The sequence below is a fragment of the Clostridium sp. genome, from assembly GCF_036660475.1.
Lineage (GTDB): Bacteria > Bacillota > Clostridia > Clostridiales > Clostridiaceae > Clostridium_J.
Genome location: NZ_JAVXAO010000018.1, coordinates 26,080 through 40,350 on the forward strand (window position 1 = coordinate 26,080; position 14,271 = coordinate 40,350).

General features: G+C 32.4%; 15 protein-coding genes and 4 tRNA genes. 18 read left to right on the forward strand and 1 reads right to left on the reverse strand.

Annotation, left to right across the window (positions count from 1 at the left end; genetic code table 11):
- Positions 1-85 precede the first annotated feature (85 nt).
- The 13 genes from atpE to mreB all read left to right on the forward strand — a co-directional run bounded on the left by atpE (position 86) and on the right by mreB (position 12,176).
- Positions 86-334 (forward strand): ATP synthase F0 subunit C, encoded by a 249-nt coding sequence (gene atpE / locus RSA29_RS17425; RefSeq protein ID WP_346933361.1) that lies wholly within the window; start codon positions 86-88, stop codon positions 332-334.
- 130 nt (positions 335-464) lie between these two features.
- Positions 465-944, forward strand: a complete 480-nt coding sequence (locus tag RSA29_RS17430; protein ID WP_346933362.1) for a F0F1 ATP synthase subunit B — start codon at positions 465-467, stop codon at positions 942-944.
- A gap of 2 nt (positions 945-946) precedes the next feature.
- The gene (locus RSA29_RS17435; RefSeq protein WP_346943703.1) at positions 947-1,996 is read left to right on the forward strand and encodes a F0F1 ATP synthase subunit delta; all 1,050 of its coding nucleotides are present in this window, start codon (positions 947-949) and stop codon (positions 1,994-1,996) included.
- 36 nt (positions 1,997-2,032) lie between these two features.
- Positions 2,033-3,547: a F0F1 ATP synthase subunit alpha gene (gene atpA / locus RSA29_RS17440; protein WP_346943702.1), complete on the forward strand. Its 1,515-nt coding sequence runs from the start codon at positions 2,033-2,035 to the stop codon at positions 3,545-3,547.
- Between the two features lie 32 nt (positions 3,548-3,579).
- A complete protein-coding gene (gene atpG / locus RSA29_RS17445) occupies positions 3,580-4,440 on the forward strand; it encodes an ATP synthase F1 subunit gamma (protein ID WP_346943701.1) in 861 nt (286 codons plus the stop codon).
- A gap of 106 nt (positions 4,441-4,546) precedes the next feature.
- Entirely contained in the window at positions 4,547-5,938 is a 1,392-nt protein-coding gene (atpD, locus tag RSA29_RS17450) for a F0F1 ATP synthase subunit beta (protein WP_346933366.1), read from the forward strand.
- A 23-nt stretch (positions 5,939-5,961) separates the two neighbouring features.
- A complete protein-coding gene (locus RSA29_RS17455) occupies positions 5,962-6,228 on the forward strand; it encodes a hypothetical protein (protein ID WP_346943700.1) in 267 nt (88 codons plus the stop codon).
- A 332-nt stretch (positions 6,229-6,560) separates the two neighbouring features.
- Positions 6,561-7,265, forward strand: coding sequence for a hypothetical protein (locus RSA29_RS17460; protein WP_346943699.1), 705 nt, complete (start codon positions 6,561-6,563; stop codon positions 7,263-7,265).
- A gap of 29 nt (positions 7,266-7,294) precedes the next feature.
- Positions 7,295-8,548: a UDP-N-acetylglucosamine 1-carboxyvinyltransferase gene (murA, locus tag RSA29_RS17465; RefSeq protein WP_346933369.1), complete on the forward strand. Its 1,254-nt coding sequence runs from the start codon at positions 7,295-7,297 to the stop codon at positions 8,546-8,548.
- 216 nt (positions 8,549-8,764) lie between these two features.
- On the forward strand, positions 8,765-9,874 hold the full coding sequence (gene spoIID, locus RSA29_RS17470) for a stage II sporulation protein D (RefSeq protein ID WP_346943698.1): 1,110 nt from the start codon (positions 8,765-8,767) through the stop codon (positions 9,872-9,874).
- A 113-nt stretch (positions 9,875-9,987) separates the two neighbouring features.
- Positions 9,988-10,692, forward strand: a complete 705-nt coding sequence (locus RSA29_RS17475) for a M23 family metallopeptidase (protein WP_346943697.1) — start codon at positions 9,988-9,990, stop codon at positions 10,690-10,692.
- A gap of 117 nt (positions 10,693-10,809) precedes the next feature.
- On the forward strand, positions 10,810-11,064 hold the full coding sequence (gene spoIIID / locus RSA29_RS17480) for a sporulation transcriptional regulator SpoIIID (RefSeq protein ID WP_035135408.1): 255 nt from the start codon (positions 10,810-10,812) through the stop codon (positions 11,062-11,064).
- Between the two features lie 86 nt (positions 11,065-11,150).
- A complete protein-coding gene (mreB, locus tag RSA29_RS17485; protein ID WP_346943696.1) occupies positions 11,151-12,176 on the forward strand; it encodes a rod shape-determining protein MreB in 1,026 nt (341 codons plus the stop codon).
- A gap of 157 nt (positions 12,177-12,333) precedes the next feature.
- On the opposite strand, the gene yyaC is transcribed toward mreB, so the two are convergent.
- On the reverse strand, positions 12,334-12,864 hold the full coding sequence (yyaC, locus tag RSA29_RS17490; RefSeq protein WP_346943695.1) for a spore protease YyaC: 531 nt from the start codon (positions 12,862-12,864) through the stop codon (positions 12,334-12,336).
- A 96-nt stretch (positions 12,865-12,960) separates the two neighbouring features.
- Here yyaC and RSA29_RS17495 point away from each other — a divergent pair, with 96 nt between their 5' ends.
- The 5 genes from RSA29_RS17495 to RSA29_RS17515 all read left to right on the forward strand — a co-directional run bounded on the left by RSA29_RS17495 (position 12,961) and on the right by RSA29_RS17515 (position 14,213).
- Positions 12,961-13,575 carry a hypothetical protein gene (locus RSA29_RS17495; protein ID WP_346943694.1) on the forward strand — a complete coding sequence of 205 codons (615 nt, stop codon included), beginning with the start codon at positions 12,961-12,963 and terminating at the stop codon, positions 13,573-13,575.
- 222 nt (positions 13,576-13,797) lie between these two features.
- Positions 13,798-13,882, forward strand: a tRNA-Tyr gene (locus RSA29_RS17500).
- A gap of 3 nt (positions 13,883-13,885) precedes the next feature.
- Positions 13,886-13,961, forward strand: a tRNA-Val gene (locus tag RSA29_RS17505).
- An 86-nt stretch (positions 13,962-14,047) separates the two neighbouring features.
- Positions 14,048-14,122: transfer RNA gene (locus RSA29_RS17510), tRNA-Thr, on the forward strand.
- A 6-nt stretch (positions 14,123-14,128) separates the two neighbouring features.
- Positions 14,129-14,213 (forward strand) — tRNA-Tyr (locus RSA29_RS17515).
- The last annotated feature ends 58 nt before the right edge of the window (positions 14,214-14,271 follow it).

Below are 14,271 nucleotides of genomic sequence, written 5' to 3' on the forward strand. Positions count from 1 at the left end.
GATTTAAAGAACGGGTAATCTAAATGTATATAAAAATAAAATTGAACATTAAAATTAAAATTAATTAAATGAGGAGGAATTACAAATGGATTCAGCAGCTTTTATAGCAGGAATGTCAGCAATTGGAGCAGGTATTGCAGCTCTTGCGGTTATAGGTGGAGGTATTGGAACAGGAAATGCAACAGGGAAGGCGGTAGAAAGTATAGCCAAACAACCTGAGGCTAGTAGTAAAATAATGAGTGCGTTAATAGTAGGGGGAGCTTTATCAGAGGCGACTGCTATATATGGATTTTTATTAGGACTATTATTGATATTATTTGGAGTAAAAGGTTAATTTACTTGGTAAAAAAATAAGAGAAGGAGGTGCAGTTCCGTATCTTAATTAATTAATAAGTAGGATGTAAAAACAGTGATGAATTTATATTTATTAATTAAGTTACAAGATGAAGGATGGGACGTAATGTATGAGTATTAATCCAGTTATGATTTTGGCAGCGACCATCAATTTCTTTATATTTTATTTTATACTAAGAAAATTTGTGTTTAATAAAACATTAGCGGTGATGAACTCTAGAAAAGAAGAGGTTGAAAATTCCTTTAGGATGGCTAGAGAGCAAGAGGAACGTGCCAAATTACTAAAAGAGCAATATGAAGATGATGTAATAAAGTATAGAAATGATGGATTAAAGCTAGTAGAAACTTTTAAGGAGAAGGCAGATAAAGTTTATGCAGAGATAGTAGAAGAGTCACATAAAGAAGCGAGTACTATTAAAGAAAAAGCTAAGAAGGATATATCCAGAGAGAGAGCTAAGGCTAGCCAAGAAATAAAACAAGAAATTATAGATTTATCAATGAAGCTTGCAGAGAAAACATTGAAAAGTGAAATCAATGAAAGTAAGCATAAAAGTTTAATTGATGAATTTATAACTAAGGTAGGTATTTAAAAATGTATGAATTTTTAGACAGGCGGTATGCTCTTGCGCTTTATGATACGTGCATTGAATCCGATAATGTAGAGCTTGTTTTAGAAGATTTAAAAGAGATAGTTGATGAAATGGAAAATAATGAAGGTCTTATGAAACTTATTAGGAATCCACAAATCAACAAGCAAAATAAGAAGAGAATCTTTAAGGAACTGTTTCAAGGTAATATACAAGTTGAATTATTAAATTTCCTGTTATTACTTATTGAAAAAGGAAGAATACTTTACCTGAAAGAAAAATACAATCAATTTAGATTAATATATTTAGAGCATAATAATACTGTTATAGCTAAAATAAAATCAGTAGTTCCACTTGATGAAAATCAGAGAATTGTGATAAAAGAAAAACTAGAAAAGCAGTATGAAAAAACAATAATTTTAGAAGAAGAAATAGATGAATCTTTAATCGGCGGTATCTTATTAAGAGTTGGGAATGAGGTTATAGATGGTAGCATTAAAAATAAATTAATTGAACTTAGAGATATATCTGAAGGTAATGTTGTAAATAGATATAACTTTAAAGAACTTAATAAAGAATTAATCGCAATTGTTACTGTGGATAAGCTACTAGCCGAGGAAGAGAGAGTAAGACTAAGAGATTGGTTAGAAGATTTCTATGATAGAAATGTTGTTATAAAACAAGTTATAGCAGCTGAGGCTAAGGATAATATAACGATTACTATAGGCGACGATATAATGAAAAAAAGTGTTATAGATAAACTTATAAGTGGTTATATGAAAATAGTAGAGCCTAAAAGCAAAGAAGATCAAATTGTAACGTTAAAAGAAAAAGGAAAAATTCTTGAAGCGAAAATTACTACAGTGATTCCGTTGACGATAGAAGAAAAGGGTAAGATGCTTAAAGCACTTGAGAAATTCTATAGTAGGAAAATAGTAATAAAAGAAGAACTGGACGAAACCATAATAGGTGGAGTGTTAGTTCAAATAGGTAATGATATTACGGATGGAACCGTAAGAAGCAAATTAAGATATATTAGAAGCGATATGCAATAATATACGATAAATTGGCATAGGAATAGAGGTGGAATCATGCATATTAAACCAGGTGAGATAACGTCTATTATAAAAAGAGAATTAGATCGGTATGAAAGTCACATTAACACAATAGATTCAGGGACCATTATTCAAATAGGTGATGGTATAGCCAGAATTTATGGATTAGATAATTGTCTAGAAGGAGAACTTTTAGAGTTTCCTAAGAATGTATATGGCATTGCGCTAAACTTAGAACAGGACAATGTAGGATGTGTATTACTTGGATCTGAGGAAGGTATAAGAGAAGGCGATATAGTAAAAAGAACAGGTAGAGTAGTTGAAGTTCCTGTAGGGGAAGACCTTATAGGAAGAGTTGTAGATTCACTAGGGAATCCTATTGATGGAAAGGGTACTATAAATGCAGCCGAGTATAGAGCAGTAGAAATAGAGGCCCCAGGTGTTATAGAAAGACAATCTGTTAAGCAGCCAATGCAGACAGGAATAAAAGCAATAGATTCAATGATTCCTATTGGAAAAGGGCAGAGAGAGTTAATTGTAGGGGATAGACAGACGGGTAAAAGCGCTCTAGCGATAGATGCAATTATTAATCAAAAGGGTAAAAATGTAACGTGCGTTTATGTAGCTATAGGACAAAAGCAATCTACAGTGGCTAATATAGTTAATGTATTAACTGCACAGGGAGCTATGGAGTATACAATAGTTGTGGCTGCTACAGCTTCACAATCAGCATCACTTCAGTATTTAGCACCGTTTTCTGGATGCTCTATGGCTGAATATTTCATGTATAAGGGTGGAGACACATTAATAGTATATGATGACCTATCGAAGCACGCTGTTGCTTATAGAACCATGTCACTATTACTTCGAAGACCACCAGGAAGAGAAGCGTATCCAGGGGATGTTTTCTATCTTCACTCAAGACTTTTGGAGAGAGCAGCAAAACTTTCAGATACGTTAGGTGGAGGATCCCTTACAGCACTTCCAATAATTGAAACTTTGGCAGGGGATGTTACAGCATATATTCCGACTAATGTAATATCTATAACAGATGGTCAAATTTTCTTGGAAGCGGACTTATTCCACGCAGGACAAAGACCGGCTGTAAATGCAGGAATATCAGTATCAAGGGTTGGTGGAAATGCACAAATTAAGGCTATGAAGCAAGTGTCATCAACGCTAAGGATAGAACTAGCTCAGTACAGGGAACTCGTAAACTTTACTCAGTTCGGTTCAGATCTTGATAAAGAGACTGTTAAGAGATTGGAAAAAGGTAAGAGAATTATTGAAATATTAAAACAGGATCAATATGTTCCTATGGATGTTGAAAGACAAATCATAATAATATATTGTGCAGTAAATAATTTCTTAAATGATATACCAGTTAATAAAATTAGAGATTTTGAAAAGGAATTTTTAGAATTTGTAGATATTCACAATAGAGATATACCTAATTTAATAAAAGAGAGAGAAGTATTAGATTCAGAAATAGAAGAAAAGTTAATTGCTGCTATAGAGGAATTTAAGAAGGTATTTTTAGCTGGGATTTAAGAAAATCACCTAAAATTGTAGGAGGTGAAGATATGGGAGTTGCGGGGTTAGTTGTACTCAAGAAGAGAATAAAATCCATAGAAAGTACAAAAAAACTTACTAAGGCCATGGCCTTAGTAGCGACATCAAAACTAAAAAAAGTAAGGGTTGCATTGTATACTAATAAGACTTATTTTAAAAGCTATAAAGAAACTATGGATGAAGTAATTCCAGCACTACCTAAGGACAATAGGTATATGCAGAAGAATGAAAGTAAGCAAAAGCTAATTATAGTAATAACTTCTGATATGGGTATGTGTGGAGCTTATAATAATAATGTTATAGGCCAGTTAAGAGATGCGACAGCAGATAAGACTAAAGAATATAAGCTTCTAGTACTAGGCCAAAAAGGTATAGTTCTATGTAAAAGATTTAACTTTGAAATGGTAAATTATGATATGAAATTATCTGATGTGCCAACTTTAAGCCAAGCAAAGAACATATTTGAATTTGCCTTTGGAATGTTTTCTAGGGGTGAGGTTGGAGAAGTTAGCGTGGTATATACTTGGCTAAAAAATGCTATAGTAAAGGAACCAAGAGAGCTTAAAATATTACCTCTAGAATTTAATTCGGATAAAAGTGATAAAATTAATGAAGACGAATTTGATATAGAGGGTAATGAAGAGGATCTGATAGAATCAATAGTTCCGTCATATTGTAGTGCGATGATGCTTAATGCAATGATGAATTCTAAAGCATCGGAACAGAGTAATAGAATGGAAACTATGAATAGTGCAACTAGAAATGCTGATGATTTGATATCGGGATTGAAATTGAAATATAATAGGATTAGACAAAGTGCAATAACACAGGAGATTTCTGAAATTGTTGGAGGTTCTGAGGCTCAAAAATAGCTTGGAATCACTAAGATAATGTATAGTTAATATTATAAAAGTATAGATAGATGGGAGGCGCTATATTTAAGTTGCATGATTGTGCAATTAAATTTAGCGAGTTAATATGTCACAACGTATTGGTAAAGTAGTTCAAATTATTGGACCAGTAATAGATATAAAGTTTGACGGGGATTCACTGCCAAATATTTATAATGCTATTCAGATCAAAATGGATGGAAGAGTTATAATAGCTGAAGTAGAGCAACACATAGGGGATGATATAGTTAGAACTATATCTATGGAATCTACGGAAGGTCTTAAACGTGGAGTTAAGGCTATAGATACAGGTAGACCTATTGAGGTACCTGTAGGGCCTAAAGTTCTTGGACGACTTTTTAATGTGTTAGGTCAACCTAAAGATGAAAAAGGGCCGATTGAAACAGATAAATATTATACAATTCACAGGCAAGCACCTACCTTTGAAGAACAGTCTGTAGAACCAGAGATGTTTGAAACAGGAATAAAGGTAATAGATTTAATTGCGCCATACCAAAAGGGTGGTAAGATTGGTTTATTTGGAGGCGCGGGAGTTGGAAAAACTGTATTAATACAGGAGCTTATTAACAATATAGCAAGAGAACATGGTGGGCTATCTGTATTTACGGGAGTAGGAGAAAGAACAAGAGAAGGAAATGATCTATATAATGAAATGATAGAATCAGGAGTTATAAATAAGACTGCCTTAGTTTTTGGACAGATGAATGAATCTCCAGGTGCAAGAATGAGAGTTGCCTTAACGGGACTTACAATGTCAGAGTATTTTAGAGATCAAGGTCAAGATGTATTGTTATTTATAGATAATATATTTAGATTTACTCAAGCTGGTTCAGAGGTTTCGGCTTTACTTGGAAGGATACCGAGTGCGGTAGGATACCAGCCTACATTAGCAACAGAAATGGGAGCTTTGCAGGAGCGTATAACATCAACAAGAAGTGGATCAATCACTTCAGTGCAGGCTGTATATGTGCCAGCGGATGACCTTACAGATCCAGCACCAGCGACTACATTCTCACACCTTGATGCAACTACAGTTTTATCTAGATCTATAGTAGAACTAGGTATATACCCAGCTGTAGATCCATTAGAATCATCATCTAGAATGCTTGATCCTAGAGTTGTAGGTGAAGAGCATTATAAGATAGCTACAGATGTAAAATATATTCTTGAAAGATATAAAGAGCTTCAAGATATAATAGCTATACTTGGGGTAGATGAATTATCGGATGAGGATAAAGTCTTAGTTAAGAGAGCGAGAAGAGTGCAAAGATTTTTATCACAACCGTTTACGGTAGGAGAGCAATTTACTGGATTTAAAGGAAAATATGTTCCGATTAAAGATACGGTAAGAGGATTTAAAGAAATTCTAGAAGGAAAGCATGATGAATTGCCAGAAGCAGCATTTTTATTTGCGGGATCGATAGAAGATGTTATAGAAAAATCTAAGGCTATTAAATAATGCTAAGTTGGATGTGATAAGTTATGAACAAAACATTTAATCTTATAATTATTACCCCTGAAAATGAAGTTTTCAAGGGTGATGTAGTTAACTTAAATTGTGAAACTACAGAAGGAAGGATGGGAATTCTTCCAGATCATTGTGCTGTTATTGCAGGACTTGTATCAACAATAACTAAATTTGAAGAAGAAAGTGGAGAAATTCATGAGGTAAAAACTTCAGATGGAATATTAAAAGTAAGAAAAAATAAAGTAAGTATACTTTGTAATACAGCAGAATGGGTAAAGTGAAAATAATATAAGAAAAGGTGATTTATACATTGTGTAAATCACCTTTTTACATACATAAATATAAACTACTATAAGGTTTTATGAACATATTTTTGAAAAAGTTATATATTAGTAATATAAGGGACGATTAAAAATGTATAATTTAGAATTTGAAATAAGGGATAAAATTTTTAACGGATTTTAAAAGAATAAAGTGTATAAATTTAATTAAAATATGAATATAATAAATAAGTAAATACCTTCATCCAAAATATGTAAAAAGAGAATAAAAGTGATTATTAAGTCAATAATCTAGAATAGTTGGATTTATTCTTTAGTGAGGTGGGGTATACATGAAATTGTATAAAAAATTATTAATTATGACACTATTAACATTGAGCATTATAAATGTTAGCGGTGAGATTTCCTATGGCAAAGACAAGAGTGATATGTTTAAAGAGATATTAAGTAATGTAGATGTTGTCATAGAGGAGTATATGGTTCAAGGAAGTTTTTATAGTGAGGAAAAGCCGGAAGTAATATATGACAAGATAATTAGTAATGTAGAAAAGGTTGCGGGACAAGTTAATCTTGAATATGAAAATGAGAATAATTTCAAATTAAAATTGGATAATAAGAATTACAAAGGTAAAATTCAAATATTAGCATATAAACAAGGATATGAGGTTATATTAAACATTTCTATTTGTGGAGAAAATTTAGATATTAATGAAGAAGAAAAGTTGAATGGTAAAATTTCAGAAATTTTGGCTCCAATTAATAGTATGACAGAGTATTCACTATGCATAAAAAGTAAAATCTTAAGTAATACTATAGAAGAAGTAAAAGATGTAGTCTTAAATGAACTAGAGTCATATAAAGCACAGAATATAGATAAAGTAAAAATCAATAATGGGTATAGTATTATAAGTGACACAGATATTTATAATGAAAAGATAATATTAGGTAAATCTATAGATTTTAATTGTGCCATAGTTAGATATTCTTCAGGATGCTATTTAATAATGGGAAACCCAGAGATAATGGTAACGTACTAAACTAGTAGCATTTAAAGTGGAGGATTAACATGTGTAAATTTTATATAAAGGGTAATGATAGATTGATAGGTGATGTAAACATAAGTTCAGCGAAAAATGCTGTATTACCTATATTGGCCTCAACAATATTAGCAGACAGTGAATCAATAATAAGTAATGTACCAATGCTAGATGATGTATATGTATTATGTGATGTATTAAAGTCAATTTCTGCAGAAGTAAATATAGATAAGAATACTAATAGGGTAAGAATAGATGCTAAAAATTTAGATGATAAAGGGATAGATAATAACTTGATAGGAAAGATGAGAGCAGCATTTTTAGTCATAGGACCATTAGTAGCTCGATTTGGGAAAGCAAGAATTTCCCTACCAGGTGGATGTAAGATTGGTGCTAGACCTATAGATTTATATCTAAAAGGATTAAAGGCTTTAGGTGCTACGATAAAGGAAGAAAATGGGTATGTAGAAGTTAGTACAAAGAGGTTTATTGGGGGTGCGGTATTTTTAGACTATCCATCAGTGGGTGCCACTGAAAATTTAATGATGTCAGCAACACTTGCAGAAGGGAAGACATATATAGAAAATGCTGCTAGGGAGCCTGAAATAGTAGATTTAGCTAATTTCTTAAATAAGATGGGAGCTAGAATCATAGGTGCAGGAACTAGTACTATATGTATAATTGGTGTAGATAGATTAACTGGGGCAAATCACAGCCCTATATTTGATAGAATAGAAGCGGGAACTATGATGGTTGCAGCACCTATGACAAGAGGTAAGATAACAATAAATGGAGTGGATGAAAATTACTTAAGACCTGCTATATTTAAGTTGAGAGAAATGGGTGTAAAAATAGATGTTATAGGAGATAAAGTTATTGTGGATGGAGATGTGGATTTAAAGCCAATAAATATCATAACATTGCCACATCCAGGGTTTCCTACGGACATGCAATCTCAAATGTTGAGTTTGTTATGTATTGCACAAGGGCAAAGTAGTGTAAAGGAAACAGTTTTTGAAAATAGATTCATGCAAGTTTCAGAACTTAGGAGAATGGGAGCTAATATTTCTATAAATGGAAAGGTTGCAACCATAGATGGGGTTGAAAAATTAACAGGTGCAGAAGTTGTGGCACCTGATTTAAGAGCTGGTGCTGGTCTTATATTAGCGGCTTTAGGAGCTAAGGGAAGCACAATAATAGATGAGATATATCATATCGATAGAGGATATGTTGCCATAGAGGAAAAACTTACTGCATTGGGTGCAGATATAATACGGTTATGATTTTATAGTAAATTAATTTTTATACAGGATAATAGAAATAAACTGTATTGATTAAATTATGATTTAGAATATTGACTATTAAGGCTCAGCTACAAGAAAAGCTGGGCCTTTTTCGGCTTTAAATTTATTGTAGGAATATTATAAGGGATAGAGTAATAGATATAACTAAGTTATGAACTGTAAATAAATTAGATTTATTGGGAAGGAGGATGAAGTGTGAAATATTATAGAAATGTTAGAGTAAACTTTGATTATGATAAAATAGTGAAAATATTGGGACCAATCATAAATGTAGCTATATATTCCACTGTATTATTAGGATTTCTTATTTTATCTTATAAATTAATATTAGGAGGAGATAAAATTATAGCGGAAGATAGGAGAGTCAGTGAAGTGGTAGATGTTTTTAATTCAAATAGTAAAATTGAAGAAGGTCAAGAAAATCATATACCGCTAGATATACATATAGAAAATGTGGAAGTATATATATCAAAAGAAAATAGAATTATTACCTTACCATTAGAAGAGTATATTAAGGGTGTGGTATGTAGTGAAATGCCATTAAATTTTAATAAAGAAGCACTAAAAGCACAAGCTATAGCAGCAAGAACGTATACAGTATCGCATACAAAGTCAATTTCAAAAGGTTGTACTAATGGTAAGGGTGCAGATTTATGCGATACAGTCCATTGTCAAGTGTATACAAAAAAAGATGAAAAAATAAAGCAACTTGGAGGATTGGGAGAAAGCAGGTGGAGCCTTGTGGAGGAAGTTGTTAATGAGACACAGGGAATGGTGCTTACATATAATAACGAGATAGTGAAAGGTGCATATTATTTTTCTACTAGTGGTGGTAAAACGGAAAATGTGGAGGATGTATTTACTAATGCACTACCTTATTTAAAAAGTGTGAAAAGTGAGGGGGAAGAGATAGCTCCGAGATATAATAGTACAGAAACAATTGATATAAATAGATTTGTGCAAATTGTAAATGAAAATTATAAGGATGCAAATATTTCATCAGGAGATTTAGAGAATCAAATTGGAATAGATAGTTATACGGAAGGTGGGCGTGTTAAAGAGATTCGGTTAGGTGATATTAAAATAACAGGAGTTAAATTTAGGGAGTTATTTGGATTGAATTCAGCTGGATTTTCATTGGAATTCTTGAGCAATCAAGTGATTATAAATTGTATTGGATTTGGGCATGGAGTGGGTATGAGTCAGTGGGGAGCTAATGTTATGGCAGGTGAGGGTAAAACTTATGAGGAGATTTTAAAACATTATTATACAGGTATAGAGATTAAAACATTAAATAATAAGTAAAAATATATTTTTATAAGGCTTAGGCCTTATTTTTTTTGCGAAAACAAGAATTTTTTTCTGAATGGTGTATTAATTTCCAAATATGAGTCCACAATACTGATGGAGGTGTTTTTATGAACAATAAACTTAATAAAGTGAAACAATTCTTTAAAAAAGAAGGTTTCTATGTAATTCTATTTGTTTGTTTATGTGCTGTTGCTACTGTTGCAGCTGTAACCGCTGGAAGAAATAGCGGTGAAAATTCTAAAGATAATAACAATGTAGCGATAGATCAAACAGAAAAAGAAGTAGTAGTTCAACCGGAAAGACCGGAAAATGCATTGCAGGTAAAGGAAGAGCTTGAAGAGGTTCCAGTAGTTCAGAATGATGAAGAGAATGGAACGCAAGCAGTTTCAGCAAAAGGTGAAACTAGTTTTAATAATCCTGTAGAAGGTACTTTGGGTAGAGCTTACTCAGAAGAACCTGTATATTGGGCAACGACAAAAAGCCATAAAACCCATTTAGCTATGGATATTAAAGCTGAAGAAGGTGCTAGCGTTAAAGCGTCAGCAGCTGGAGTTGTTAAAAGTGTAGGGGTTAATACTGAGGGTGCTTACGTAGAGGTAGATCATCAAAATGGACTAACTACAATATATGGAAACTTAAATGAAGAAGTTGCGGTTAAAAAGGGTGATACTGTAACTATTAATCAAGAATTAGGTGTTGTTGGTAAAACTACAAATCTTGCATATGAAGACTATGGAACATATTTACATTTCCAAATGTTGAAAGATGGAAAAGAAGTGGACCCAGCTAAGTATGTTAGTTACAACAAATAGTTAAAAATTAACTTTCTTACTAGTTCTGAACTTTATATGAAAAGGGCTAGTAAGAAGGTAATTTAAAGTAGAAAGTTAGCATATTTATAATTATAGAAGGGTTAAGGAGGTAACACTTTGAAAGACTATATTGAGGATAGAGTACTAGAAGTAGCAAAATATATAATAGAGTCCGAGGCTACAATAAGAAAAACTGCATCGGTTTTTGGGGTAAGTAAAAGTACAATTCATAAAGATATGACGGAGAGATTACCTAAAATAAATGCTCAAATAGCAGAGGAAGCAAAAAATATATTAGATCTAAATAAAGCGGAAAGACATATAAGAGGCGGGAAAGCTACAAAAATGAAATATAAAACAATTGAAGGTTAGTTACAATAGTAATATAATAGGATTATATTAGAAAAATTGTATAGTATTTTAAATAAAAAATACTAAAAAACGGGAGTGAATTTGAAATGTTTTTTGGAGCTGGAACGGATATGGGAATAGATCTAGGTACTGCCACGGTGCTTGTTTACATGAAAGGTAAGGGGATAATTCTAAAAGAACCTTCAGTTGTGGCTATTAATAAAAATGAAAACAAGGTATTGGCTGTTGGTGAAGAGGCTAGAAAGATGATTGGTAGAACGCCAGGGAATATTGTGGCTATTCGACCACTTAGAAATGGCGTAATATCAGACTATGATGTTACAGAAAAAATGCTTGAACATTTCATAAAAAAGGCATGTGGGAAACGTAAAATGGCAACTCCTAGAGTTGTAATGTGTGTGCCTTGTGAAGCTACGGAAGTGGAAAGAAGAGCAGTAGAAGATGCAGCAAAGAATGCTGGTGCTAAAAAGGTGTTAATAATAGAAGAACCATTGGCTGCAGCTATAGGTGCAGGGTTAGATATAACTAAAGCTAGTGGGAATATGGTTATTGATATAGGTGGGGGAACTACTGATATAGCAGTAATTTCCTTAGGTGGTATGGTTGTTAGGGAATCCATTAAAGTTGCTGGAGATACCTTTGACAGTGCTATAATTCGATATATAAGGAAAAAACATAAATTAATGATTGGAGAAAGAACGGCTGAAGAGTTAAAGATAAACATAGGTTGTGCTTATGCAAAAGATGAAGATATAAAAGAAGAAGTGAGAGGCAGAGATCTTATAACTGGGCTACCTAAAAATATTACAGTTTATTCTAGTGAGATGCAAGACGCGCTTAAAGATGCGGTATATGCAATTGCGGAGTGTGCACACTCGGTATTAGAAAAAACTCCACCGGAGCTTGCCGCTGACATAGTGGAAAAGGGAATAATAATAACTGGTGGTGGTGGATTATTAGATGGTCTAGACAAGTTGATAGAAGAAGTTACACATGTACCTGTATATATTGCAGAAGATGCTGTATCATGCGTTGCAATTGGGACAGGGAAAAGTCTTGAACTTGAAGACTCATTAGATTGTTATTTTAGTGGATATAACACCACGATGTAAACTTAAAATGTACAAGTTTGAAGATTAAACCTAACTTAAGGTAGGTTACATATAATAAAGTTAATCTATTTTAATTTAAATTGGAATAGAAATTTCAATTTAATTTAGTATAAAATACCTAGTATATAATGATTTTATATACTAGGTATTTTATATATCAGTTAAATAAAGAGCTTAAATAATAACCGTGGATTAAACCATTTGTGATAACTTTTGAAAGTTCAAAAATTAAGCTTAATCTAATATTTCTATTCGTAAATGGTTCATCTACATCACTAGAATCTACGATGCCGATTATAGATATATTACCAACGGGTGAAAGGCATTTACCAACACCTTTACCTGGATTGATTGGAAAATTTCTAACTTGTATTTCACCAATTTTATCAGGTGGGCCTAAACATGCATCTATACCAATAATTTTAGAAGTTGGGTGATTTAACTTTATATCAGAGAGTTTGGTATCTAAATTTAGGGCATGTATGGGATTTGAAATAGTGCCGTAGACAGGTAGAGGAAAAAATTTTTCTTCTAACATGCTGCCAATGATAGGACCGAGACAGTCACCAATGCATCTATCAGTTCCAATACAAACTATAATAGTGTTTGCATCTAATTCATCTTTTAAAAAATTTGATAAGGAGTAATAACCTAATTGATCTTTATAATGAATTTTAACTTTACTCACAGAAACACCTCCATAGCAATTTATATGAAGTTATATTGGTATAAATTCTAAAAAAAATGGAATAATTTTAAATAGTTTTTAAAGGAGGGAAGTAAGTTGAAGCGAAATATATATTCGGCAATAGTTATTGGTTATGCACTGTTTAACATAGTGATATTAATTTATTTTCAAGCTTATGAAAATAAAAGCTTGTATAAAGAAAGTGATTATAGCAGTGAATCAAAAGGAAGTAATTTAAATGAGGAACTAGATAAGGATGAAGTAATGAATAGTGGGGATTTATCGAAGCTAGAGATTGATAAATCAGATAATGAATTCAATAGGCAACGAACATATATAAACAATAATAAACAAGAACAGTTAAAATCTTTAGATGAAATTAGTGCTGAGATAGCTATACCAGAAAACTTGGAATTTGATAGTTACAATAAAAAGATGAGAGAACAAAACAAAGTAATGAGGGTATCTACAGATGAAATAATTGATAACTTGACAACTGTAGAGAAAGGGAAAATAATGATCTTGTGCAAAGAGTTAGATGATGAAGATTACAACAATATAAATAAATATTTAAGTTATACAAATGAGAAATTGGGAGTGAAAAAAACATTAGATGTGTTAGAAAAAAAAGTTGATAAGAAAAAAATAGATGAAGTGAAAAAAATATTTTCGAAGTATATTGATATGGATAAAGTTGAGAAAGGTGATTGAAATCAGTATAAATGCTTAGAAGTGAAAGAAATAAATAATAAGAAGTTGATAAAAATGATAAAAAATAAAAAAAGTTAAAAAAAATTAAATTTAGGGGTTGAAAAAATATAAATATAATTGTATACTAAGTCTTGTCAGTTTAATGAAAATTGGTTTGGCGAAAATTAAGTATAGAAATTGCAAAAACTTATAGTAGATTTGAAATTTCAATATTTAAAATGTGGAGGAGTTCCCGAGTGGCCAAAGGGGGCAGACTGTAAATCTGTTACGTTTCGTTTCGATGGTTCGAATCCATCTTCCTCCACCATATGGTCGCATAGCTCAGCTGGGAGAGCATCTGCCTTACAAGCAGAGGGTCACAGGTTCGATCCCTGTTGTGACCACCATTTAAACTTTTAAATGAAACCTAAATTTATAATTTGAGTTTCGGAAAAATAATATAAAACAAATAATAATGGCTAAAAACTTATGTGCTGGCATGGCTCAACGGTAGAGCAGCTGATTTGTAATCAGCAGGTTGTAGGTTCGATTCCTATTGCCAGCTCCATAAAGTGGAGGAGTTCCCGAGTGGCCAAAGGGGGCAGACTGTAAATCTGTTACGTTTCGTTTCGATGGTTCGAATCCGTCTTCCTCCACCATACGGTCGCATAGCTCAGCTGGGAGAGCATCTGCCTTACAAGCAGAGGGTCACAGGTT

Coding starts and splice junctions, on each gene's coding strand:
- atpE (WP_346933361.1), top strand. CDS start 86: ATGGATTCAGCAGCTTTTATAGCAGGAATGTCAGCAATTGGAGCAGGT.
- RSA29_RS17430 (WP_346933362.1), top strand. CDS start 465: ATGAGTATTAATCCAGTTATGATTTTGGCAGCGACCATCAATTTCTTT.
- RSA29_RS17435 (WP_346943703.1), top strand. CDS start 947: ATGTATGAATTTTTAGACAGGCGGTATGCTCTTGCGCTTTATGATACG.
- atpA (WP_346943702.1), top strand. CDS start 2,033: ATGCATATTAAACCAGGTGAGATAACGTCTATTATAAAAAGAGAATTA.
- atpG (WP_346943701.1), top strand. CDS start 3,580: ATGGGAGTTGCGGGGTTAGTTGTACTCAAGAAGAGAATAAAATCCATA.
- atpD (WP_346933366.1), top strand. CDS start 4,547: ATGTCACAACGTATTGGTAAAGTAGTTCAAATTATTGGACCAGTAATA.
- RSA29_RS17455 (WP_346943700.1), top strand. CDS start 5,962: ATGAACAAAACATTTAATCTTATAATTATTACCCCTGAAAATGAAGTT.
- RSA29_RS17460 (WP_346943699.1), top strand. CDS start 6,561: ATGAAATTGTATAAAAAATTATTAATTATGACACTATTAACATTGAGC.
- murA (WP_346933369.1), top strand. CDS start 7,295: ATGTGTAAATTTTATATAAAGGGTAATGATAGATTGATAGGTGATGTA.
- RSA29_RS17475 (WP_346943697.1), top strand. CDS start 9,988: ATGAACAATAAACTTAATAAAGTGAAACAATTCTTTAAAAAAGAAGGT.
- mreB (WP_346943696.1), top strand. CDS start 11,151: ATGTTTTTTGGAGCTGGAACGGATATGGGAATAGATCTAGGTACTGCC.